The organism is Pinisolibacter aquiterrae (assembly GCF_019160155.1).
In the GTDB taxonomy this organism is placed as follows: domain Bacteria; phylum Pseudomonadota; class Alphaproteobacteria; order Rhizobiales; family Ancalomicrobiaceae; genus Pinisolibacter; species Pinisolibacter aquiterrae.
The window spans coordinates 63,111-86,944 of sequence record NZ_JAFNIH010000058.1; the positions used below are offsets into that span (position 1 = coordinate 63,111).

The 23,834-nt window shown below is 70.3% G+C and carries 13 protein-coding genes and 1 tRNA gene; 6 read left to right on the forward strand and 8 right to left on the reverse strand.

Going from position 1 to position 23,834, the window contains the following annotated elements:
• Positions 1-110 precede the first annotated feature (110 nt).
• The gene (locus J3S89_RS21230) at positions 111-5,363 is read left to right on the forward strand and encodes an alpha-2-macroglobulin family protein (RefSeq protein ID WP_217931264.1); all 5,253 of its coding nucleotides are present in this window, start codon (positions 111-113) and stop codon (positions 5,361-5,363) included.
• 80 nt (positions 5,364-5,443) lie between these two features.
• The gene (gene pbpC, locus J3S89_RS21235; RefSeq protein WP_217931265.1) at positions 5,444-7,603 is read left to right on the forward strand and encodes a penicillin-binding protein 1C; all 2,160 of its coding nucleotides are present in this window, start codon (positions 5,444-5,446) and stop codon (positions 7,601-7,603) included.
• 18 nt (positions 7,604-7,621) lie between these two features.
• Here the strand turns inward: pbpC and J3S89_RS23435 are convergent, their stop codons facing one another.
• The gene (locus tag J3S89_RS23435; RefSeq protein ID WP_217931267.1) at positions 7,622-8,515 is read right to left on the reverse strand and encodes a DMT family transporter; all 894 of its coding nucleotides are present in this window, start codon (positions 8,513-8,515) and stop codon (positions 7,622-7,624) included.
• 398 nt (positions 8,516-8,913) lie between these two features.
• Between J3S89_RS23435 and J3S89_RS21245 the strand changes: the two genes are divergently transcribed.
• Together J3S89_RS21245 and J3S89_RS21250 are read left to right on the forward strand one after the other, a co-directional pair.
• Positions 8,914-8,990, forward strand: a tRNA-Arg gene (locus tag J3S89_RS21245).
• A gap of 430 nt (positions 8,991-9,420) precedes the next feature.
• Positions 9,421-12,030 carry a sensor domain-containing protein gene (locus tag J3S89_RS21250; RefSeq protein ID WP_217931269.1) on the forward strand — a complete coding sequence of 870 codons (2,610 nt, stop codon included), beginning with the start codon at positions 9,421-9,423 and terminating at the stop codon, positions 12,028-12,030.
• 25 nt (positions 12,031-12,055) lie between these two features.
• Here J3S89_RS21250 and J3S89_RS21255 read toward each other — a convergent pair whose 3' ends face one another.
• From J3S89_RS21255 to J3S89_RS21285, 7 genes are read right to left on the reverse strand one after another with little or no spacing between them, the layout of a single operon-like run.
• Positions 12,056-13,858, reverse strand: coding sequence for a hypothetical protein (locus J3S89_RS21255; protein ID WP_217931271.1), 1,803 nt, complete (start codon positions 13,856-13,858; stop codon positions 12,056-12,058).
• Positions 13,859-15,088 carry a TadA family conjugal transfer-associated ATPase gene (locus J3S89_RS21260; RefSeq protein WP_217931279.1) on the reverse strand — a complete coding sequence of 410 codons (1,230 nt, stop codon included), beginning with the start codon at positions 15,086-15,088 and terminating at the stop codon, positions 13,859-13,861.
• Positions 15,085-15,222, reverse strand: coding sequence for a hypothetical protein (locus tag J3S89_RS21265; RefSeq protein ID WP_217931281.1), 138 nt, complete (start codon positions 15,220-15,222; stop codon positions 15,085-15,087). The genes J3S89_RS21260 and J3S89_RS21265 overlap by 4 nt, the downstream gene beginning before the upstream one ends.
• A complete protein-coding gene (locus J3S89_RS21270; protein ID WP_217931282.1) occupies positions 15,219-17,168 on the reverse strand; it encodes an ABC transporter permease in 1,950 nt (649 codons plus the stop codon). The genes J3S89_RS21265 and J3S89_RS21270 overlap by 4 nt, the downstream gene beginning before the upstream one ends.
• On the reverse strand, positions 17,165-18,037 hold the full coding sequence (locus J3S89_RS21275; RefSeq protein WP_217931284.1) for an ATP-binding cassette domain-containing protein: 873 nt from the start codon (positions 18,035-18,037) through the stop codon (positions 17,165-17,167). Before J3S89_RS21275 ends, J3S89_RS21270 begins: the two co-directional genes overlap by 4 nt.
• Complete coding sequence (locus J3S89_RS21280; RefSeq protein WP_217931286.1) at positions 18,021-20,513, reverse strand: response regulator; 2,493 nt, start codon at positions 20,511-20,513, stop codon at positions 18,021-18,023. The genes J3S89_RS21275 and J3S89_RS21280 overlap by 17 nt, the downstream gene beginning before the upstream one ends.
• A gap of 30 nt (positions 20,514-20,543) precedes the next feature.
• On the reverse strand, positions 20,544-22,796 hold the full coding sequence (locus J3S89_RS21285; RefSeq protein ID WP_217931288.1) for a hypothetical protein: 2,253 nt from the start codon (positions 22,794-22,796) through the stop codon (positions 20,544-20,546).
• A gap of 546 nt (positions 22,797-23,342) precedes the next feature.
• Between J3S89_RS21285 and J3S89_RS21290 the strand changes: the two genes are divergently transcribed.
• Positions 23,343-23,486 (forward strand): hypothetical protein, encoded by a 144-nt coding sequence (locus tag J3S89_RS21290; RefSeq protein WP_217931290.1) that lies wholly within the window; start codon positions 23,343-23,345, stop codon positions 23,484-23,486.
• 99 nt (positions 23,487-23,585) lie between these two features.
• Complete coding sequence (locus J3S89_RS21295) at positions 23,586-23,777, forward strand: hypothetical protein (protein ID WP_217931292.1); 192 nt, start codon at positions 23,586-23,588, stop codon at positions 23,775-23,777.
• Positions 23,778-23,834: the final 57 nt, after the last annotated feature.

Consider the following 23,834-nt stretch of genomic DNA (forward strand, 5'->3'; position numbering starts at 1 on the left):
GGTGTTATCATCGCCGCGTGTCCGGATCGTCTCGGTGTTCTCGACGGCGATCTCAACGGCTGGGAAGTCCGTCGCGACGCGGCGTCGCAGGCGGGCCGGGAGGAGACGACATGCGAGGCGTCCTGCGTGCACTGATCACCGCGAGCGTTCTGGTCTTCGCGACCCTGCCGGCCGCGGCGGAGAAGAGTTTCACTCGCGAGGAACTGGCGAGCGACGCGATCCGCCTCGAGGCGACGCTGAAGTCCCGTCCCGTCCGTCCCGGCGACGCCGCGCAATTGAAGCGCGAGGCCGACGCCGCCTTCGCCGCCCGCAACTTCGTCGCCCTCGAGGCGGTCGTCGGCCGGCAGGTGGTCGTCACCCCGAAGGACTGGCTCGCCTGGAACCGCTACGCGGTCGCGCTCTCCGCCCTGAAGCCGGCCGATTGGCAGGTCCGGTTCAACACCCGCCGCGACGCCCACGCCGCCGCCTATCAGGCCTATCGTCTGGCGCCCTCGCCGCGCGAGGAGGCGGTCGCGCTGACCACCCTCGCCGAGACCTACGTCTCCTCCGAGGATCCCCGCATCGCCATCGGCGTGATCCGCGCGGCGGTGAAGATCGCCCAGGTGCCCGAGGCGGTCGCCCTCTACGACCGGCTGCGGCCGGAGTTCGGCTTCAAGGTCGACGAGTACAAGGTCGACAACGACGCCGCCTCGCCGCGCGCCTGCTTCACCTTCACCGAGGATCTGAAGACCGGCGGCAAGGTCGACTACACGCCCTTCGTCGCCGTCTCCGGCCTCGCCGCGCCGGCGATCTCGGTGGAGACCCGCCAGCTCTGCGTCGACGGCCTCGAGCACGGCAAGCGCTACGGCATCGTTCTGCGCGCCGGCCTGCCCTCGACCGTCGGCGAGGATCTGCCGACGGCGATCGACTACGACATCTACGTCCGCGATCGCTCGCCTCAGGTCCGCTTCACCGGCCGCAACTACGTCCTGCCCTCGACCGGCCAGGAGGGCCTGCCGGTCGTCACCGTCAACACGCCCTCGGTCCAGGTCGCGGTCCATCGCATCGGCGATCGCTCGCTCGGCGCGACCGTGCGCGAGGAGACCTTCCTCGGGTCGCTCGACGGCTATCAGACCCGCAAGTTGACCGAGGAGAAGGGCCGGCTGGTGTGGACCGGCTCGCTCGCGGTCAAGTCCGAGCTCAACAAGGACACCGTCACCGCCTTCCCGGTCACCCAGGCCGTCGGCACGATGGAGCCGGGCGTCTACGTGATGACCGCGAAGCTGCCCGGCCCGAAGGCGACCGATTCGGAGGGCGACGAGGCGGAGGCCTGGGAGAACCGGGCGACCCAGTGGTTCGTCGTCTCCGATCTCGGCCTCACCGCCTTTTCCGGCGACGAGGGTCTCGTCGTGCTCGCCCGCTCGCTCGGCACCGCCGAGCCTGTCGCCGGCCTCGCGATCCGTCTCGTCGCCAAGAACAACGACGTGCTCGCGACCGCCACCACCGACGCCGACGGCCGCGCGAATTTCGACGCCGGTCTGGCGCGCGGTGTCGGCGGCCTCGCGCCCGGCCTCGTCGTGGCCGAGGACGGCAAGGGCGACTACGGCTTCCTCGATCTCGCCCGCGAACCCTTCGATCTGACCGATCGCGGCGTCGCCGGACGCCTCCCGCCCAAGGGGCTCGACGCCTTCGTCTCGACCGAGCGCGGCGTCTATCGTACCGGCGAGACCGTGAACGTCACCACGCTCCTGCGCGACACCCGCGGCAAGGCGGTGGCGAACCTGCCGCTGACCCTCGTCGTCCAGCGCCCCGACGGCGTCGAATATCGCCGCGTCGCGGTCGCCGACCAGGGCGACGGCGGCCGCGCCTGGTCGCTGCCGCTGCTCACCGGCCTCCAGACCGGCACCTGGCGCATCCGCGTCTTCGCCGATCCGAAGCGCCCGCCGATCGGCGAGACCACTTTCCTCGTCGCCGATTACGTCCCCGAACGCATCGACGTGGCGCTGAAGCCGTCGAAGCCCGCGCTCGCCGCCGGCGAGCCGGCCAGGGTCGAGGTGCGCGCGGATCATCTCTACGGGGCCCCCGGCGCCGATCTCGAGCTGCGCGGCGACGTCGCCGTCGAACTCGCCCCGACCGCGACCGTGCCCGGCCTTTCCGGTTACACGGTCGGCCTCGATGACGAGAGCTTCGAGACGGTCACCCAGGAACTCGAGAACCTCGGCTCCACCGACGAGAAGGGCCTCGCCTCGATCACCGTGCCGATCCCGCCGACCACCGTCACCCGGCCGATCCAGGCCAAGATCGACGTGGCCGTGGCGGAGGCCGGTGGCCGCGCCGTCGAGCGCGTCGTCACCATCCCGATCCTGCCCGCCGGTCCGGTGATCGGCGTCAAGCCGCGCTTCGCCCCCGGCGCGCTCGCCGCCGGGTCCCGGGCCGAGTTCGATCTGGTTTCGGCGCTCCCCGACGGCACCCGCCGCGAGACGAAGGGCCTGAAGTGGGAGCTCCAGGCGGAGGAACGCCGCTGGCAATGGTTCAACAGCGAGGGTCGCTGGTCGAGCCAGATCATCAAGACCCATCGCCGCGTCGCCGACGGTTCGATCGACCTCGGCACCGGCGATCCGGCCCGCCTCGCCGTGCCGGTCGATTGGGGCTCCTACCGCCTCGAACTGCGCGGGGCCGACGGCACCCACACCTCGATCGGCTTCTCGGTCGGCTGGGCCGCCTCCGACAAGGCCGACAGTCCCGACGTGCTCGACGTCGCCCTCGACAAGACCGCCTACGGGGCGGGCGAGACCCTCTCGGCCCATCTGAAGCCGCGCTTCGCCGGCACCGTCACCGTCGCGGTGGTGACCGACAAGGTCGAGGCGATGAAGGTGGTGAAGGCCGATCCGGCCGGCGCCACCGTGACCTTCCCGGTCGATGCCGCCTGGGGCGCCGGCGCCCATGTGATCGCCGTCGCCCATCGCCCGATGGACGTCAAGGCCCGCCGCCAGCCCGGCCGTGCCGTCGGCGTGGCGTGGTTCGCGGTCGCGCCGGAGGCCCACGTGCTCGGCATCGAGGTCGCGACGGAGGCAATGATCCGCCCGCGCGGCAAGCTGCGCATTCCCCTGACCGTCACCGGGGCCGAAGGCAAGCCCGCCCATGTGGTGGTCGCCGCCGTCGACGTCGGCATCCTCAACCTGACCCACTTCGCGACCCCGAACCCCGACGGCTGGTTCTTCGGCCAGAAGCAGCTGCCGGTCGACATGCGCGATCTCTACGGCTACCTGATCGACGGCATGCAGGGCACCCGCGGCGAGATCCGCGCCGGTGGCGACGGCGGCGCCGGCGATCTCACCGCCCCGCCGCGCGAGGCCCCCTTCGCGCGCTACTCCGGCATCGTCGAGACCGACGCCGATGGCAAGGTCGTGGTGGAATTCGACGTGCCCGCCTTCAACGGCGCCGTCCGCGTCATGGCGATGGCCTGGACCGCCGACAAGGCCGGCCATGCCGACCGCGAGGTGGTGGTCCGCGACGCGGTGGTGATCCAGCCGACCGCCCCGCGCTTCCTGGCGCTCGGCGACCGCTCGCAACTCCACTTCGCCCTCGACAACGTCGAAGGTCCGGCCGGCGACTACAAGGTCGAGCTGGACCTGCGCGGCTCGCTGATCGTTCCGGTCGACGCGCTCTCCACCAAGGTGAAACTGGCCGAGAAGGGCCGCGCCGCCTTCACCGTGCCGGTGACGGCGGCCGGTCTCGGCCCGGCCTCCGTCGCGCTCCGCCTCACCGGCCCCGGCATCGACGCCACCCAGACGATGACCTTCCCGGTCCAGCCGCCGACCACCGAGGTCTATCGCCGCAGCGTGAAGCCGCTCGCCGCCGGCGGATCGGTCGAGATCTCGCAGGCCCTGACCGCCGATTATCTGCCGGGCACCGGCAGCGTCGCGGTGGCGATCACGCCGTGGTCGGCGCTCGACGTGCCCGGTCTCCTCCAGGCGCTCGATCGCTACCCCTACGGCTGTTCCGAACAGCTGGTCAGCCGCGCCCTGCCGCTCCTCTACGTCGACAAGCTGGCGACGGACACGGCGCTCGGGCTCGACGACGAGGCGCGCGGCCGCGTCGACGGCGCCATCGATCGTCTTCTGTCGCGGCAGAATTCGACCGGCGGCTTCGGTCTCTGGAGTGCCTCGTCGAGCGACGACGACGTCTGGCTCGACGCCTATGTGACCGACTTCCTGACCCGCGCCCGCGAGGCCGGCCGCGCCGTGCCGCAGAAGGCCTTCGACCTCGCCCTCGACCGGCTCCGGAATTACGTCTCCTCGACCACCGAACCGACCGAGAAGGAAGGTCCCGACCTCGCCTATGCGCTCTATGTGCTGGCCCGCAACGGCCGGCCGGTGATGAGCGATCTGCGCTACCTCTCCGACCAGAAGCTCGACCTCTTCGCCACCGCCTCGGCGCGCTCGCAGCTCGCCGCCGGCCTCGCCCTTCTCGGCGACACCGGCCGGGCGGAGCCGATCTTCCAGGCGGCGGTGGCCCGGCTCGGGGCCGGCGAGGGTGCCCGCGTCTGGCGCGCCGACTACGGCTCGGGCCTGCGCGACGCCGCCCTCACCCTCGCGCTGATGGCGGAGGCGAAGCGTCCGCCGGCGCAATGGGCCGAGGTCGCCGCGGCGATCGAGCGTCTGCGCGACGTCCGTCCCGGCACCTCGACCCAGGAACAGGCATGGTCGGTGCTCGCCGCCTCGGCGGTCGCCGATCAGGCCAAGGGCCAGGAGGTGACGGTCGCCGACGGATCGACGACGCAGAAGGCGACGGGACCGTTCTTCCGCACCTTCCGCGCCGACGAACTGGCGACCAAGAGCTTCAAGCTCACCGCCGCCACCACCGGCGAGGCCGCCGTTCCGACCCGCGCCGTCGTCACCACCTCGGGTCACCCGATGGTGCAGGAGGGCGCCGCCGACAGCGGCTATGCCGTCACCCGCACCTTCTACACGCCCGACGGCAAGAAGGCGGATCTCGCCAAGATCCGCCAGACCGACCGTCTCGTCGTGGTCCTGAAGATCGTCGAGCCCAAGGCCGAGACCGCGCGCATCGTCGTCACCGACCGTCTGCCGGCCGGTTTCGAGATCGCCGATCCGAAGCTGGTGGCCGGTGGCGACACGGAAGCCTTCGCCTGGCTGGCGGAGGCCCCCGAGGCGAAGACGACCGAGTTCCGCGACGACCGCTTCGTCGCCGCCTTCGATCGTTCGCCCGACCAGCGGGCGACCTTCGAGGTCGCCTATGCGGTGCGCGTCGTCACGCCGGGCCGCTACGTGCTGCCGCCGGCGACGGTGGAGGACATGTACCGGCCCGAGCGCTTCGGCCGTACCGCCTTCGGCACCATCGACGTGGCGCCGAGAAAGTGAGGTCCGCGAGGGGCCCCCGCTCGGGGGTGCCCCTCGGGGCCCGTCGTCGAGGGTGATCGTCGTCGAAGGGAAAGGTCGCGATGACGGAGGAGGCGAGGCGCGGGGCCGACCCGCGCCGCGAGGCCGAGGGTGAGGCGCGCGGCCGTTCGCGGCCCGAGCGGCGCGTGCTCGCCGTCCTCTTCGGCGCGGCGACCGCCCTGGCGGTCGTCGGCTGGAGCCTCGGCGCGCTCAGGGGCGCCCTCGATCGCCTGCCGCCGCTCGATCCCCACCTCGCCGAGGTCCGCTCCACCGTGGTCCTCGACCGCGAGGGCCGGCTCTTGCGCCCGTTCCTCACCGAGGACGGCCGCTGGCGCCTGCCGGTCGGCGTCGACGAGGTCGATCCGCGCTTCCTCGCCCTGCTGATGGCCTACGAGGACCGCCGCTACTACGAGCACGGCGGCATCGACCCGCGCGCCGTCGCCCGCGCCGCCGCTCAAGCCGTCGTGCGCGGCCGGATCGTCTCGGGCGCCTCGACGCTGACGATGCAGGTGGCGCGCCTGCTCGAGCCGCGCGACACCCGCGATCTCGCCGCCAAGACCACCCAGACCCTGCGCGCCCTCGATCTCGAACGCCGGCTCGACAAGCGCGGAATCCTCGAGCTCTATCTGGCGCTCGCCCCCTACGGCGGCAACATCGAGGGTCTGCGCGCCGCTTCTCTCGCTTATTTCGGCAAGGAGCCGAAGCGCCTCTCCCTCGCCGAACAGGCGCTGCTCGTCGCGCTGCCGCAGTCGCCGGAGACGCGCCGTCCCGACCGCTTCCCCGCCGCCGCCGCCCGTGCCCGCGACCGGGTCCTCGCCCGCGCCGTCGCCGCCGGGGTGGTGAAGCCGGCCGACGCGGAACACGCCCGCCGCGAGCCGATCCCGACCACGCGCAAGCCCTTCCCCGCGCTCGCGCCCCACCTCGCCGAGGACCTCGTCGCGCAATTTCCCGACGCGCGGGTGATCCGGACCACCGTCGACGGCACGCTCCAGACCGGCCTCGAGCGGCTCTTGCGCGAGCGCGCCGAGACCTGGCCGAGGGAACAGTCGGCGGCGATCGTCGTCCTCGACGTGGCGACCGGCGAACTGCTCGCCTCGGTCGGCGGCCCCGACTATTTCTCGGCCGAGCGCGCCGGCTCGGTCGACCTCACCCGCGCCGTGCGCTCGCCCGGCTCGGCGCTGAAGCCCTTCATCTACGCCCGCGCCTTCGAGGACGGCGTCGCCCATCCCGAGACGGTGCTGGAGGATCGCCCGGCCCGCTGGGGCGCCTGGGCGCCGGAGAATTTCGATCAGGGCTACATGGGCACCGTCACCGCCCGCCACGCCCTGCAACAGTCGCTCAACATGCCGGCGGTGCAGCTGCTCGAGGCGATCGGCCCGCAGGCGCTGATCTCGCGGCTGGCGACCGCCGGCGCCGATCTCGTCCTCGCCAAGGGCGCGCCGACCGGCCTCGCCGTCGGCCTCGGCGGCCTCGGCATCCGGCTCGAGGATCTGACCCGGCTCTATGCCGGTCTCGCGCGCGGCGGCACCACGGTTCCCGTCGTCCGCCGGCTCGAGGATCGCCGCTTCTCGCCCGTGCGGCGGCGTCTGACCGACCCGGTCGCGGCATGGTACGTCGCCGACATCCTGCGCGGAGCGCCGCCACCGCCCAATGCCCTGCAGGGCCGGCTGGCCTTCAAGACCGGCACCTCCTGGGGCTATCGCGACGCCTGGGCGCTGGGCTTCGACCGCCGTTTCGCGGTCGGCGTCTGGGTCGGCCGTCCCGACGGGCGCCCGGTGTCGGGGCTGATCGGCCGGTTGGTCGCGGCGCCCCTGTTGTTCGAGGCCTGGCAGCGCCTCGGCGTCGAGCCGGAGGGGATCCCGACGCCGCACGGCGTCTTGCGCGCGACCTCCGCGTCGCTGCCGCCGCCCTTGCGCCATCTGCGCCGCGACGTGCCGAAGACGCTCGCCGCCGCCGCCCGTCCGCGCCTCGAGATCACCTTTCCGCCCGACGGTGCCCGGCTCGACCTCGGCCTGACCGAGGGCGTCGCCGACCCCGAGCCGGTGGCGCTCGAGGCGCACGGCGGCATTCCCCCGCTCACCTGGCTGGTCGACGGCCGCCCGGTCGCTCGCGCCGACGGTCGCCGTCAGAGCCTGTGGTGGCCGACCGGACGCGGCTTCTCCCGCCTGTCGGTGATCGACGCGACCGGCGCTTCGGCGAGTGTCGAGGTGCGGCTCGAGTGATCGGCGGAGGGTGCCGGCTCAGACCGGCGGGCGCCGCAGCCCGAGCGCGCGCTCGCGCCAGACGATGGCGACGCCGGAGCCGATGATCACGGTGGAGCCGATCAGAACGCTCGTGCTCGGCCATTCCCCGAAGAACCAGAAGCCGGTCACCACCGCCCACAGCATCGACGTATATTCGAGCGGCGCCACCACCGAGGCGTCGGCGTGGCGATAGCTCAGCGTCAGGAAGATCTGGCCGACCCCGCCGAAGATGCCGGTGAGGACCAGGAGGGCGAGGTCGTGGGCGTCGGGGATCACCCACCACGGCGCCGAGAGCAGCGCCACCAGCGCGCTGCCGATCGAGAAATAGACGACGATCGCGCCGGTCTTCTCGGTCGAGGTGAGGTTGCGCACCTGGATCTGGGCGAAGGCCATGAAGAAGGCCGAGGCGAAACACATCAGCGCGCCGGTCGCCGCCCCGCCCTCGGTGAGATGGCCGAGATCGCCGAGATGCGGCGACAGCACGATCAGCACGCCGACGAAACCGATTCCGACCGCCGTCCAGCGATGGGCCCGGACCGTCTCGCCGAGGAGAAGCGCCGCGAGGGCCACGGTGAGGAGCGGCGCGGCATAGGTGATGGCGAGCGAATCGGCGAGCGACACCCGCTGCACGCCGGAGAACCACAGGACCATCGCCGTCACCCCGACCACCGAACGGATCAGATGGCCGCCGGGCCGCGACGTCTTCAGCCCCTCGCGCAACTGTCCCTGCCAGGCGACCATGGCGATCACCGGCAGCAGGGCGAAGGCGGAGCGGAAGAACACCACCTCGCCGGAGGGAACCCGCTGGGCGAGCATCTTCACCCCCACCAGCATTCCGGCGAAGGCGAGGGTCGAGGCGACCTTGTAGGCGGGACCGAGGAGGACGGACACGGGACCTCGTGGGGCGTGGCGACGAGCGGGAGCGGAGGGGAGAGAGGTGATCGAACGGCGGAGCGCCGATCGCGACGGCTCCCCCGCGCCCCGGTCGTGAAACCGGCCCCGGCGAGGATCCGCGTGTGGACGACGAGACGCCGGATGGGAGCGATCCCATCGGCGTTCTCCCTTATACACGGCCCTCCGATCGGCGCGAGGCCGCTCACCGCCGATCTCCTGCGCGCCGGAGGCGGACGTCGGCCCGCCGGCGCCTCCGGCGCGCCGCCGTCGCGGGACGCCGAAATCAGGGCTGGGGAAAAATCCGTCATGATCGGCGCCTGAGTGCTTGCAAGCATCGGCGGAACCGTTTAGAGAACGCCTCCGACGCGGGGGGCACGCCCTTCGCATCGAGGCAGGCGCCCGTAGCTCAGCTGGATAGAGCATCAGACTACGAATCTGAGGGTCAGGAGTTCGAATCTCTTCGGGCGCGCCACCTCCCTTCTTCTTCCATCATCCTTCCGTCTTTCGTCCCGTCGCCGGCGACGATCTCCGATCGTCGCATCGACGGTTCGTGTCGCGTCGCGGGGAAGTCGAACGGCCGTCTCTTCGCAGTTGCGAGAAGTCGTGACGAAGACCTCGCCGTCCGGCCCGCCGCCATGCTCGCGAGAAGACGTCGACGCGGCACCTTCCCTTTGCGTGAAATGCGGATACCGAGAGTATTCGGCTCGGATCGTGTCGAGGGCTGCGTGAGGTTTTAAGACGACGGCAATGTTTTCGTGACGAGAATGCTCGAGACGAGACGTCCATGACGGACCGTTTCGAGACGAGGTCGTGGCGAATGTTCGCGATTGGTCTGACGTGGCGGAAGGGTCGGCCGGCTCGGCCGGGTCCCGTCGCCTCCCGAGCGGAGGTGGGGACGCGACATGCATGAGCTCTTTGCCCGTCAACTCGCCGAAGCCCGCCGTCCCGACGGAACGATCGATCTCGCCGCCCTCGGCGACCGGATCGGCACGGCCTACGACGAGGCGGACGCCGAGCGTCGGCGGGCGCGGGGCGAGATCGCCGCGATGGCCGAGGAGATGAACCGGCTGCGGACCCGGCTGAGCGCCGCCTTCGACGCGGTCGAGGAAGGTGTGGTGCTCTTCGACGAGCAGGATCGATTCGTCTTCTGGAATCGGCGCTATGCCGAATTGTATCCCGAACTCGGCGATCACCTCGCCGTCGGCGTGCGCTACGTCGACGCCCTGCGTCACGTCGTCGACACTCACGCCTTCGAGGAGATCGTCGGTCGCGAGGAGGATTGGCTCCGCGAGCGCCTCGAGCGCCACGCCGCCCCGTCGAACGTGGAGGAGCAGTCCCTCGGCGACGGGCGCTGGCTCCGCATCGAGGAATGTCGCACCAGCGACGGCGGCAGTATCGGCATCCGCGTCGACATCACCGAACTGAAGCAGCGCGAGGCCTCCTTCCGCCTCCTCTACGAGAGCAATCCCGTCCCGATGTTCGTCTACGACGCGGAGAGCCTGAGGATCGTCTCCGTCAACGATCGCGCGGCCTCCCACTACGGTTACGGCCGCGAACGGTTCCTCGGCCTGACGGTCCACGATCTGGTGGTCGAGGACGAAGTCGAGGCGATGCTCGAGACCGTCGCCACGACGCAGGACATCAGTCACGACCACGGGCCCGAGACGCGCCTGTGGCACCATCGCCAGGCCGACGGCACGCTCATCGTCGTCGACATCTTCCCCGAACCCATGACCCACGACGGGCGCTGTGCCGTCCTCGTCGCCGCCATCGACGTGACCGAGCGCAAGAAGGCGGTCGAGGACCTCGAGGAGACGCGGGCGTTCCTCCACGCGATCGTCGAGACCATTCCCGTGACACTCTTCGTGAAGGACCCCGAGGAGCGGCGCTACGTGCTGCTCAATCGCGCCGGCGAGCTGCTCTTCGGCCGGTCGCGGGACGAGGTCCTCGGCCGAACCGCCGCGGATCTGTTCGACGAGGAGGAAGCCGCATTGGCGTTCGCCCGGGAGGCGGAGGTGCTCGAAGGCGATCGCCGCGAGATCACCAGCCTCGAGGTGATCGAGACGGCGCATGGCGGACGGCGGATGCTGTCGGTCAATCGGATGGCGATCTGCGACGAGAACGGACGGCCGCAATATCTCCTCGGCGTCGCCGAGGACATCACCGAGAAGCGGCGCGCCGAGGAGAAGATCACCTTCCTCGCCCATCACGACGCCCTGACCGGCCTGCCCAACCGGGCGGCCTTCATGCAGCGCCTCGGCGAGCATCTCGCCGACTGCGAGAAGACAGCCTCGGCCTTCTCCGTCCTCAGCGTCGATCTCGATCGCTTCAAGACCGTCAACGATCTCTACGGCCACCCGGTCGGCGATCTTCTGCTGCGCGAGGTCGCCCGCCGCCTCGAGGCGGCGGCGGAGGGCTCGCTCGTCGCCCGCCTCGGCGGCGACGAGTTCATGCTGCTGTGTCCCGACACCAGGCAGCCGGCGGCCTCGGAGACGCTCGGCGCGCGCCTCAAGGCGACGATGGCCGAGGAATTCGTCCTCGACGGCCATCGCCTGCGCTCAGGGATGAGCATCGGCATCGCCGTCTATCCCACCGACGGGCGCGATCACCAGACCCTGCTCGCCAATGCCGACGCTGCGCTCTACCGTTCGAAGGCCGAGGGCCGCGACACCGTCCGTTTCTTCGAACCGGAGATGGATCGCCGCCTGCGCGATCGGCGCAGCCTGCAGAACGACCTCGCGACGGCGCTGCGGCGCGACGAGTTGTCCCTGCACTTCCAGCCGCAGGCGCGGATCGACGGCGAGATCTTCGGTTTCGAGGCCTTGTTGCGCTGGAACCACCCCACCCGGGGCTCGGTGCCGCCGGCCGTCTTCATTCCGCTCGCCGAGGAGAGCAACCTCATCGTCGAGATCTCGGAATGGGTGCTGCGCGAGGCGTGCCGCGTCGCCGCCTCGTGGGAGCGGCCGCTGGAGGTCTCGGTCAATCTCTCTCCGGTCCAGTTCCGCCACGGCGATCTGCCACTCCTGGTCCAGACCATCCTGCTCGAGACCGGCCTCTCACCGGGCCGGTTGGAACTCGAGATCACCGAGAGCGTCCTGATCGGCGACTTCTCCCGGGTGGTCGGGCTTCTGCGCCGCCTCAAGGCGATGGGCATCAAGATCGCGATGGACGATTTCGGTACCGGCTATTCGTCGCTGTCCTATCTGCAGTCCTTCCCCTTCGACAAGATCAAGATCGACCGCAGCTTCATCGCCAGCATCGGCCGCAACGAGCAGTCGACGGCGATCATCCGGGCGGTGATCGGCCTGTGTCGCGGTCTCGATCTTCCCGTGATCGCCGAGGGCGTCGAGAACGAGGAGCAGAGAGCCTTCCTCGAGCGGGAGGACTGCGGCGAGATTCAAGGGTTCCTGATCGGCCGCCCGCTGCCGATCGGCAATTACGCCGCCATGACGGACACGACCTCGCCCCCGGTCGCGACCGAGCGGCGAAGAGCGCAGCGCCGCCGGCATTGAGGCGCGGGCGGCCTCGGCCGGCGGATCAGTTCGGCGGCCAGCGGATCACCGGCATGCGCGGCCGCTCGGTGGCCTTCGCGGGCGACGTGCCCGTGGTTCCGCTCGTCGCCCCCGTGCTCGCGTCGCCGCCCGCCCCCGGTGCCCGGCTCGCGGTCGCCTGAGCGGCGATCACCTCGGCCGACGGGCTCGCGGCGCTCGCGCCCGCGCCCATGCCGCCGGCCGACGGCGCGCCGGAGGTTTCGGTCTTCGGCAGATCCGTCACCTCGTCCGCGTCCTCGCCGTCGAGGAAGAAGTGAACCGTGTCCGAGAGGATGCCGACGGCCTCGGCGGCCCGCTCGAGGTTCTTGAACTTCTTGATCTTACCCCACAATTCGGCATTTCCGATCACGTCGGCACAGGCCTCGATCCCGGTGTCGGCGGCTTTCCAGGTCTGTCCCTCGCGCGCCTCGCGCACGGTCGTGATGCAGCCGTCGGCCATCGACACGACCTGGATGCCGATGGCGACGGCCTCTTCGTTCTTCTCGAGAAAGGTCTCGACGACCTTTCCGATCTTCGCGAGCCGCCCCCCGCCGGTCGCCACCGTGGCGGCCATCGCCGTCGGATCGGCGACGGTCGAGACGGCGGCCGAGACGATGGTCACCCCTTCCCACGTCTTCTGCAGCACCCGCGTCGCCGCGTCGCCCGATACGCCCGGGAGATGCCCGAGGGCGGATCCGACCTGTGCCAGCGCCCAATTCATGGTCCCGGGATAGTGCGCCATCGCCTCGTTGCCGGTCGCCGTGCCGATCACGCGGACCAGGTTGGCCGTGACCGAATCGACGGTGTCGATCCGAGAGATGACGACGGCGATCATCACGATCGGCAGAATGTTGGCGCGCCGCTCGGCATGGACGTCGACGGCGAGTTCCACCGCCGCCGTCGACGTCCGCAACAGCGCGAAGGTCCGGTCCGGGGGCCCGAGTGGCGGCGGCGCCGCGCTCGTCGGCCGGAACGGGGCGAGATCGACGAGCGCGCGGAACGTCGCCGCCTGCGGCAGCCGGTCCGGGTCGAGATCGGCGACCTCGGTCTTCGGGTCGATCCGCGTCAGCACCCGGGCGACGGTGAAGGGCTCGGCGCCCCGGCCGTCGCCCCGGTCGACGGTGCCGGAGTGGCGCGTCGCCATCAGATGCGTGGTGCGATAGTCCTGCGACAGAACCGCGATGCCCTCGAGCCGGGTCGTGACGCGCGCCGCGCCGAAGGTCTGGTCGACCGGGCCGCTCTCGAAGGCGACCAGGGCGAGCGCCCGTCCGCCGTCCTCGAACGGCATCACCCGGAACCCGATCGTCATCGCCGCCGCCCCACCGACGTTCGCGGCGGCGATCGTGTCGCGCCATTCGGACGGTGCCGAGAGCGGCGTCGGGTTGCGTTCGGTCAGGATGCGGTTGAAGTCCTCGAGCGCGATCGGAAAATCGCGCGGGCGCACCACCTCGAGCGCGCCCGTCGCCAGCATGCGGGCGATCGCGTCGGGCTCGCCGGTCGCGCCGCGATGGGTCTCGATCGAGCCGAGGCTCGACGAGCGGAACGCCAGCGAGAAGACTCGGGCGCGGTGCTCCACCCCCTCGATGCCGCGATCGCGCCGGGTGTGGGCGGTCAGGGAGACGGCCGTCTCCACCGCCTTCCCCTCGCCTCGGCCGAGAACGATCTCCTCCTGGAGGCGCAGCACCTCCCGCTCGCCGTCGGGAACCGCCGCCGCCAGGGCCGGCGCGGCCGCGCCCGCGATCAGGGTCGCCGCGACGAACGTCCGCAATCGCGACAGGTATCGACCGAACCGTTCCGCCATCGTCGTCATTCACCCCTCCCCCCCGTCGAACGGATCGATCCCGGCGACCCTCTCCAGTCCGTGCGCCCGCGCCCAGGCGGCGGCGTCGCGGTGGAACCGCACCCGCGCGCCGGTCGGCCGCGTGAAGGCCGCATCGCCGTCGAGGTCGTAGACGGCGTCGGTCCTCTCGAAGATCGAATGCAGCTCGTAATGGCCGCTCGCACCGAGATCGCCGACCTCCGCCACCTCGACCACGGCGCGCCGTCCGCCGATCCGCTGCAGCTGGACGATCACGTCGACGGCGGAGCAGATCTGCGCGCGCAGCGCCCGCTGCGGCAGCTCGAGCCCGCTCATCAGCGCCATCGTCTCCAGACGATTGAGCGCGTCGAGCGGGGTGTCGGCATGGAGCGTGGTCATGCTGCCGGAATGGCCCGAGGTCATCGCCTGGATCATGTCGAGCGCCTCGCCGCCGCGACATTCGCCGACGACGATCCGGTCGGGCCGCATGCGCAGCGACGCCTTGAAGAGATCGCGGATGGTGATGCCGCCACGGCCGAAGGCGTCCGGCTTCTGCGCCTCGAAATAGAGCGTGTGGGCCGGTTTGATCTCGAGTTCGTTGACGTCCTCGATCACGATCACCCGGTCGTCGCCGTCCATGAATTCCGAAAGCGCGTTGAGAATCGTGGTCTTGCCGGTGCTGGTGCCGCCGGAGACCACGACGTTCTTCTTGAGCCCGAGGCAGACGCGGAGGAACAGGGCGACGTCGGGTTGCAGCGATCCGTTGGCGATCAGCTGCGGGATCGACTGGGACGCCTTGCCGAAGCGGCGGATGGCGATGCACAGACCGTTGCGCGCCGCCGGCGGCATCAGGATGTGGACGCGCGACTTGTCGTGGAGACGCGCCTCGACGCTGAGTTCGTCGCGCGACAGGTGCTTGCCGGAGAATTGCGCGATCGCCCGCGCCGCCGCCTCGAGATCGTCGACGGAGGCGAAGGCGCGCCCCTCGACCCGTCGCAGCACGGCGCGATCCTTGCGCGTCCCGTCGTCGAAACGGATCGTCTCCCGGCGTTCGACCCAGATCTCGTTCGGCCCGTTGATCATGATCTCGCTGACCGCCGGATCGCTCAGGAACTCGCCGACCGGCGACAACAGGCGCCGGATCGTGCCCGCGAAGAGCCGGGTGCGCGCGTCGCCGGCCACGACGTCGGCGGAAGGGTCGGGGACGGGGGCGGCGTCCGGCGCGGTCTCGGGGCGGGTCATGGCCAGGGCGTCCCGATCATCGCCGAGGACAGGCGGAACAGGGCGAAGAGCGCCTCGCGCATCTCCGGTACGACCGCGATGGCCGGGACGGAGATCAACGCGCACATCATCGTGTAGGTGGAGATTTCGGTCATGAGGCCTCCTCGGCGACGCGCGCCTGCGTCACCATGAGATCGATCGGAGCGGTCGAGCGGCGCAGCGGCAGACGTCGGATCGTCCAGAGGGCGGCGACGATCGCCGCGATCAGCACCAGCCCGGTCGCCCCGCCGAGATGCGCCAGCCGGCCGATCAGGCTCACGTCGGGGATGAGGCGCGGGTGGAGCAGGCCGAGTTCGCTCTGCGCCAACCGCGCCGCCTGCGATCCGGCGAACCATCCTTCGAAGGCGGCCTTGGTCAGCTCGGTCAACGCCGCCGCGACGACCGCGCCGAGGATCACCGCGAGGCCCATCTGCAGGAGGATGCCGGCCGTGACCTCCCGCCGGCTCATGCCGCGCGCGAGCAGCAGGCCGTAGTTCTTCCGCCGCCGCTCGATCGTCGGCGCGATCTGCAGGAGAAGGATCACGCCGACGAGGACGAGACCGAAGAGCGCCAGCGCCGAGCCGAGATGGGCGATGACCGCGCGGGCATAGGAGATCCGGCCGAGCGCGTCGCGATAGCTCTCCGAACTGATCACCACCGGCTCGCCGCCGAGCGTCTGGCCGGTCACCGCGTCGATCGCCTCGGCGAGATCGAGCCCATCCGGCACGAAGACGATCCCGGTCCGGAAGTCCGGGAAGGCGGAGAAGGTGAAGGCCGCCTCCGCGCCGCCGTCGGCGCAGGCGCCGCGCGTATCCTGCGCGAGCAGCGAGGGGCGAACCGCCGCGCAGCGCGCCGTCGCCGTCCGCCCCGCGACCGCGAGCGGCGCGTCGACGAAGTCGAACCCCGGCCGAACCGCGTCGAAACCGGCGTCGGGGGCGAGCCCGGATCGCGCCAGACACGCCCTCGCCACCGCCCAGGTCACCTCGCCGTCGAGCTCCAGCACCCGGTCGGTGCCGCGCTCGCTCCAGCGGAACGGCCCGTTCGAGCCGAAGCTGCGCCGGCCGAGGCAGGCGGCGACCTCGGCGAGCCCGTCGCGGCCGCCGGCCTCGAGGCGCCGGCGCACCTCGGCCCGTGTCGCGCCATAGACCGTGATCCGCCGCAACACCGCGCCGGACCCCCCCTCGTCGTCGACGTCCTCCGGCCCGAGATTGGTCAGGTTCTCGTTCTCGTAGACGAGTTTCGCCGGCGCGATCACGTCGAGCGGCACCAGCAGCGAGACCTTCTGCAGGCCCGGCAGGCTCTCCACCCAGGTCACGTCGAAGAGCTGGAGACGGCGGAGATTGCCGTGCAGACGCACCGAGAGGATCAGCCGGTGGAGATCGGTGACGTCGTCGATCCGTTCGGGCAGCGCCTCGAGCAGGGGCGCCGGCACCCCGCCGGCGAGACCCGCGCGATAGGCGGCATAGTCGAAGCGCTTGCGGAAGGTCGCGGCATTGGCGACGAGCGTCCGGCCCGAGGCCGGCCCGCCCGAGGCGAACCACAAGGGATTGGTGCGGTCGATGCCCCAACCGCGCAGCTCCATCGGCGGATCGCCCGGCCCCATCCGTTCGCGCCACACGATCGCCGCGGCGCACGGGCTCTCGGGACCGGCGGTCGCGCAGGGAAGCCGCACGTAGGGATCGAGCGGCTCCACCTCGACGACCGGATGGAAGTCGAGCTTCGCCAAGGGGCCGTTCGGATCGCGCGGCCGGTGCGCGGCGGTGAAGCCGCCCCCGTTGCGAAACGCCGCCAATTGCTCGGGGCCGAGAAAGAGCCGGCTCGAATGCACCAGCAGCCAGATCGGCGTGCCCGCGCCCTCGACATGGCCGAGCATGCCCTGGATCAGGTTCCTCTGGAGCGCGCTGCCCGAACTCGTCGCCAGGGTGGTGAGGCCGATCAGCACGGCGCAGAGCACCGTCAGCGCGCCGAAGTCGCGCCCCGCCGGGGCCGGGCGCCAGAACATCACGCCGCCGCGCAGGAATTCGATCGATGCCAGCCGAAGGGCGACCGCGAGCCGCTTCATCGTCGCGCCTCCTCGGCCGCCGCCCGCCCTCGGCCGCCCGCGCTTCGCCGCAGCAGATCCTCCACCGGGATCAGTCGCGCGTCCGGCCGCTCGCCCTCGAACCGATCGAGCAGCAGCGCCACCTCGGCGCCCTCGAACTCCTCCCGGTCGTGGTGATGGGTGACCCAGACGAACACCCGGCCGGGCGCGGCCCGCACCCAACCGTCCATCACCGCGGCGATCTCCCGCCGGGTGTGGGGGTCGAGATTGCCGGTCGGTTCGTCGGCGAAGAGCACGTCCGGGTCGGTCGCCATCGCCTGACACAGGGCGACGCGCTGCTTCTGTCCGCCGGAGAGCTGCTCGGCGAAACGCCGGCCGATCGCCTCGACCCGTTCGCCGTCGATCAGCACCTCGCGCAGCTTCTCCATCGCCCGCTCGACGCGCGCCCCCCGGCTCGCCGGCCGGTCGGCGCGCGTCGACAGTTCGAGCGTCAGCACCAGATTTTCGAGCACGGTGAGGTGGGGCAGCAGGGCCGCCTCCTGGAAGGCGAAGCCGAACCGGCGCCGCCGCAACTCGTCGGCGCGGCGCCAATCCTCGGGCCCGAGGTCGCAGACGTCGCCGTCGGGAAAGCTCCAGCGGATGCGGCCCCCGATCGGCGGTTTCTGGCCGGCGATCGCCAGGAGCAGGGTGCTCTTGCCGAGGCCGGTGCGCCCGAGGATCGGCAGGCGCCGCCCGAGGGCCGTGAAGTCGAGCTCGAGCGAGACCGGCTCGACGATCGCGCGGCCCTGCCAGCCGATGTGGAGCCCGTCGAGCGAGAGGCGGATCGTCGGCGTGGCGGTCGCCGCCCCGATCGCGACGCCGGCCGGATCGGGGTCAGGGCAGATAATCATGGGGAACCCAATAGACGCGCTCGCCGATCCCGGCGTCCTTGCTCAGGGAGTATTTCTTGTCGTCCGGCCACTGCACCAGTACGTCGATCGGCGTGCGGATCCACGGGATCTTGGCGCCGGCCTCGGTCATGCCGGGGCACTCGCCGGGCGCCTTCTCCTCGCGGCGGTTGCTGAGGCGGTCGCTGTTGAGGACGCGCTCGAGCATGTAGGAACTGTTGCGCAGCCAGTTGCGCAACCGATCCACCTCGCAGGTCGGCATGCTGCCGGCCTCCTCGAGCTGCTTGAACGTGTAGTTCATCAGCGGCGTCTTGATCGGCCCCGGCAGACGGCCGGCCCGCTGCACGAACTCGCCGATCTGTTGATTGAGGTTCTCCGGCGACGGCATCCGCAGCGTCGACTGCAGCGACTGTTGCACCAGATTGCCGAAGGCGCGCCGCTGTTCCGGCAGCGACGTGTCGGCGCTGTCGACGATCGGCTTGGTCAGGCTCGCCCATCGCGCCAGCTGGTCGGCGAGCAGCCACGCCTCCAGCACGTGCGGCTGGTTGCGCTTCACATGGACCTCGAACACGCCCTCGTAGATCGCCTGTTTGCAGGTCTCCGGCGAATCCGCGCAGGCGGTGCGCCGCAGCATGTTCCAGAACAGCACGGGGACGTCGTTGTTCTCGTTGCGCAGCCGCTCGATGATCTTCTCGATCGGGGCGCCGCCGCGCAGATCGATCAGGACGTCGTTGATGATGCCGGGATTGGCGACCTCCTTGACGCTGGCGGTGATGCGCTCGAGCATGTCGCGGGTCGCCCGCCCGCCCGAGGCGAGGTCGATGAAATAGCGCTCCGGGTCGACGCGCACGGCGTCGGCGGCGCCGGCATTGGCGCGTTGCGCCACCTTCCTCAGGATCTCCATCGCGTCGGTGCGGAAGGTCTTCCAGGCGGTGTCGTAGGCACCCGGGTTGGAGCTGGCGGACGTGTCGGCGTGCGGCGGCCGGATGAAGAAGACGGTGAGCTTGTCGATCCCCGACAGGGCCTCGTAGACCTGATCGTGGGTGAGGGCGGGGCGTTTGCGTTCGGCTTGAGCGAAGGGATCGTAGCCGGCGTCGCCGATCACGAAGAGCAGCTTCTGGCGATCGGCGCAGCCGCGGATGTCGTAGGCCGCCTTTTCCAGACCGCCGAGCAGGTTCTCCTCGTAGTCGTCCTGGTCGTCGGTGGTGACGCCGACCGTCGCCAACCGCTCGTCGAACCGCCGCCGGTCGCGGGCCCGTGCCTCCTCGGTGTTGGCGTCGCAGCGGCTGTCGGAGAGGGCGACGCCCTCGCCGATGCCGTCGTTTCCCTTGGCGTCGCTGTCGCGGTAGATGCGGAATCCGGCGCGCACCGAGACGTCCTTGGAACGGGTGCCGATCGCCGTCAGGATGTTCTGGACCACCCCGGGCTGGGTGCCGGTGCCGCGCACGGCGTCGATGTAGGGGGCCATGCTCTTGGTCCCGTCGATCAGGAAGAACACGTCGACCTTGTTGAAGGCGCGGATTCCCTCCTCGTTGATCCCGGGCGTCTGCGCCGGATCGACCTTGAGCCTTTCGAGCATCGCCTTGGTCAGCTTGATCTTGCCGTCGACGATCTCGGCGCCGCCCAGGCCGGAGGTCGACACCACCACCCGATAGGCGTCGGGCGTGACCTCGAGCACCGGCAGCCGCAGCGCGCTGGTGAACCAGGAGAGGCCGCCCAGGATCGGAATGCAGGCGCCGCTGAAGTCGCGTTCCTCGTGGCCGCAGATCTGGCCGGTGCTGCCGTCGGGGTTCTTGATGTCGTGCGGCGGCCGCAGGCCGATCGCCCAGTTCCAGTTGATCGCCTCGTCCTTCTTGATCCAGCCGACCAGCCGGTCGCTCTCGCTGGCGAGGGTGAACTTGTCGGCGACGAGATAGGCCTGGGGCGACTCACCGTAGATCAGATAGGTCGCGAGCCGGGTCAGATGGCGGTCGTCGGCGGCGAAGCGGGTCGCCGACGGCTCGCGGAACGCCGTGATGCTCTGGATCTCGTTCTGCCGCTGGACCGTCTTGGTGCGGATCAGCGCCTTCCGCTCGATCTGGGTCGCGCCGTCGCGCATCGGCGAGAGGTTGCAGAGGAGATCGGCGCGATCCATCCAATAGAGCGCCGCCCCCTCGCGCGGAAACATCACCCCGACGCGTCCGTTCGGACTGTCGCCCTTCGGGTCGACCTCCACCACGGCGAGCCCGGTCGAGAACGGCACCGTGCGCGCCGGCGCCCCTCCGACCGGCTCCTTGAAGGCGGGCGCCTCGTGACGGGCGACGAAGACGGTGCGGCCGTCGGCGTTCTTGCTGGTGAAGCCGAAGATCTCGAAGAACTTGGTCTTGCTGCAGTCACCGGCGAAGCCTGTCGCCGGCGTTTCCTCCGCCGCCGCCGCGCTTGCGAGAAACAGCCCGAAGGCGACGAGCAGTGCCGAGAAGATCCCGTTGTCGATACGCATGACGAACCTCGGACGGAGTGGGGGACGACGTCACCTGCGGGTCAATGTCTCGAGAATCTCCCGCAGGAACCGGGCGTCGGGGTCGGAACTGCCCACCTGCCGGCAGGAGAAGTTGGGATAGGCGCCGAATTCCTCGGTCCAGCCGGCGCAGCCGCTCAGGGCGACGATCGTCAGGGCGATCTTCTGACGGGCCAGCCACGTGTAGATCGGCCCGGTGAAGCGCGGGACGATCTGGTCGTTGGCGCCGCTGATCACGTAGACGAGGGTGTCGATGTCGGCATCCTTGTATTCGTCGTAGATCTGCAGCGTGTCCGGGACCGCCTGCATCGAGCGATAACTGAAGGTCAACTCCGCGCGCAGCGTGTTGCGAATGGCGAGATCGCGATCCTTCTCGCTCATCCGTTCCATCAGGAGGATGTCCTCGGCGCGGAACACCGAGCGCAGCTTGCGGTCGCCGTCGATGGCGCCGATGGTGATCGGCAGTCGCGCGCGGCTCGTCGCGAGCCGGCCCACCCATTCGCGCAGGACGTTGCGGATCGGCATCGACAGGTTGCGCTCGTCGAAGTCTCGCGACAGCGAGAAGAGGAGGATCCGCCGCTTGCCGACGACCACCATGGGATGAAAGGTGATGTCCAGGTGTTGCGCCGACGTTCCCTCGCCGGCGCGGAAGAAGGGCCGGGGCGTGGTGCACTCGGAGATCGGCCGGTCGTTCCACAGCAGCACCGCCGCCGCCGTCGGCGCCATGACGATCTGCTGCGCCACGGCCCGGCTCTCGCCGAAACCGCCCTTGGCCGTCGACGCCGCCTCGCAGGCGGCCGGCGTCTCGAAGATCCGCACCCGCGTGCCGGCGGGCACCGGCGCGTCGATCTTCACCTCGACCGGAACCGGCGGCAGCACCGGCGCCCGCTCCGGGCCGCGCGCGGCCTCCGCGCCGAGCGCCTCGTCACCGGCGGGATGCGGCGCGCGCTCGCCGTCCCGTTCGCCGAGGTCGCCGTGATCGGCCGCGTCGGCCTTGGTGGCCGGTGCCGTCGGCGCGGGAGCAGGAGCCGGCGGCGCGGCGACGTCCTTCGCGGGTGGCTCGACCGGGGCCTCCCGGCTCGGCGGCAGGGGAACCTCCTCGATCACGGGCGGCCGGCTCGGCGGCGGCGCCTCCACGGCGACGGGGGGAACCTCGAGCGTCGCCGCCATGCGGATCCGCACCGTCTCCAGCTGAACCACCACGGATTCGCCGGCGCATTTCGTGTCGGGATCGAGCCGGCACAGCCAAGCCGCCGCGATCGGCGGCTCCTTGCCGTCCGCGTTCGTGTCGAGCGGCCGCACCAGCTCGCCGAGGGTCTTCGGCAGGCGGGTCTTCTTGGGGTCGTCGTCGAGCGCCCAGGCCTCGACCGGCCGCCGCCGCGCCACCACGAGATCCTTCAGGCGCATGCGCGCCGCCGGCGTCCCCCCGGCCCGTTCGGGCGTCTGCCAGACGAAGTTCTTCCCTTGCGTGATCGTCACCTGCATCTTCGGTTGCAGCTCTGTGTCGACCGTCAGCCGGTTCTGGATCGCCGATCGCTCGAGATCGAGCGCGCCGCAGCGGGGACGCAGCACCGGCTCGCCGTTCTCCCCCGTCGCGGTGATCAGGGCGAAGGTGTCGTCGCCGACGAAGAGCAGCGGTTCGTAGGCCCAGGCGATCACCGCCGCATCGGTCAACACCCCGTTCTTCGGGTATTTGACGATGCGCGTGGTCTCGGTCTGCCCGACATGGGCGAGGATGCCGACGCCGAGGCTCGTCCCCGGCTTGACCGGCACGAAGAAGCCGCCCGGCACCGCCCCCTTCGGGGCCGGGATCGGATCGGCCTCGCACCGGCCGAAGTCGATCGGCGTCTGCGCGCTCGTCTTGGGCGACCGGGACGGCGGCGCGGCCGGCGGCGGCCCGCCGGTGTCTTCCGCCGCCTTCATCGGCGCATGTGAACCCGTCTTGCCGGCCCGCGCGCGAGGACCGGGTGCGCCCGTCGCCGCCTCGGACGCGGGGGCGTCGGGATGCGGCCGCGTCGTCCCGGGGGCGCGCGGAAGCGGGATCGTCGAGGTGTCGATGCTGCGGCGCTGTTGCGCGATGAGGCGGCCGATCTCGTCGCTCGGCGCTTCGGGCAGGGCCTGCGCGCCGCTCATCGCCACGCCCGTCAGCGACAGGCCGGCGACGACGGGCAGCACCGCCCAGCCCCCGGGACGTGGGAAAAAGAACTTCGCCGACGTGGTGAGAGTGAAGAGAACTACTGAAAATCCATACCGGATACGTGTCATGCCGGCCACCCCAGTCCGGTCGAACGATCGCCGAAACGATAGTCGGGCATCGGTAAGACAATCAAGGCGCTAATCGCGTCATGGTCGCAACGCACCCCGATCACATGCGTGTGAGACGAAAAAGACACACTCTCGAGATGCAATTCTCGGCGGACACGCGTCGAATGGTGGGCGAATCGAGCGCCAAGATAAGAATCAACACATTGAACAACATGATGAAATTTGATATTCTCGCAAAAGACGCCATTTCGATGAACACGTCTTTTTCGAGCGCAACCGACGCTTGTTGTACAAATAACGGCATGCTAGCGTGAGAGAGTGTCCGAGGGTCGGATGAAAATTACAATCAAAAATTGCATCGACGTGTTTCCGTCGAGAAGCGAAAACGGCACGTGGTATCGCAGTCGAAGTCCTCGTGACGATGGAAATCGAGCGTCATTTCAGAATGATTCGGAGGAGAAAATGAGATTATTTTCCAGAAGAGTGCGTTCTGCGGCCGATCGACTTCGGCGCGATCAACGTGGTCTCACCGTGCCGGAGATGATCATGCTCGCCGCCTTCGTCCTCATTCCGGTGATCATCGCCGTCGGCGGCTTCAGCAAGCAGATCCTCACCAGTCTCAGCGGCGGAGTGAACAACACCGCGACGACCGGCAATGAAATCAAGTGGCCGGGAAGCAGCGGCAACTGACGCAGCCACTTACGAGTGGCGTCCTTTCTGGGACGCCGCTCGATCGAACGAGGTCGTCGAGGGGCGAGGGGGCTCGCCGCGAGTGAGGGTGGGAGCGACATGACGACGATGGCGAACCTCGGGGCGTGCCTTCGCAGGCTGCATCGGGACGAGCGCGGGATGGAGGTGCCCTCGCTGATCCTGCTCCTCGCCTTCGTCGTCATTCCCGTGATCATCGCGCTCGGGCATTTCTCGCAAGACATCCTCGACATGCTCCACCGCAACGCCGAGCAGCTACGGCCGGGCGACTGACCCGCCGCGTCGGACGCGCCGGCGCGGGAAACGGGCATCGTCACGCGGTCGCGGCCG

Bases quoted from the DNA above. Each gene is read 5' to 3' on its own strand.
- J3S89_RS21285 (WP_217931288.1), bottom strand. From the start codon at position 22,796: ATGACACGTATCCGGTATGGATTTTCAGTAGTTCTCTTCACTCTCACC.
- J3S89_RS21255 (WP_217931271.1), bottom strand. From the start codon at position 13,858: ATGACGACGATGGCGGAACGGTTCGGTCGATACCTGTCGCGATTGCGG.
- J3S89_RS21260 (WP_217931279.1), bottom strand. From the start codon at position 15,088: ATGACCCGCCCCGAGACCGCGCCGGACGCCGCCCCCGTCCCCGACCCT.
- J3S89_RS21280 (WP_217931286.1), bottom strand. From the start codon at position 20,513: ATGCGTATCGACAACGGGATCTTCTCGGCACTGCTCGTCGCCTTCGGG.
- pbpC (WP_217931265.1), top strand. From the start codon at position 5,444: ATGACGGAGGAGGCGAGGCGCGGGGCCGACCCGCGCCGCGAGGCCGAG.
- J3S89_RS21295 (WP_217931292.1), top strand. From the start codon at position 23,586: ATGACGACGATGGCGAACCTCGGGGCGTGCCTTCGCAGGCTGCATCGG.
- J3S89_RS21230 (WP_217931264.1), top strand. From the start codon at position 111: ATGCGAGGCGTCCTGCGTGCACTGATCACCGCGAGCGTTCTGGTCTTC.
- J3S89_RS21270 (WP_217931282.1), bottom strand. From the start codon at position 17,168: ATGAAGCGGCTCGCGGTCGCCCTTCGGCTGGCATCGATCGAATTCCTG.
- J3S89_RS21250 (WP_217931269.1), top strand. From the start codon at position 9,421: ATGCATGAGCTCTTTGCCCGTCAACTCGCCGAAGCCCGCCGTCCCGAC.
- J3S89_RS21290 (WP_217931290.1), top strand. From the start codon at position 23,343: ATGCTCGCCGCCTTCGTCCTCATTCCGGTGATCATCGCCGTCGGCGGC.
- J3S89_RS21275 (WP_217931284.1), bottom strand. From the start codon at position 18,037: ATGATTATCTGCCCTGACCCCGATCCGGCCGGCGTCGCGATCGGGGCG.
- J3S89_RS21265 (WP_217931281.1), bottom strand. From the start codon at position 15,222: ATGACCGAAATCTCCACCTACACGATGATGTGCGCGTTGATCTCCGTC.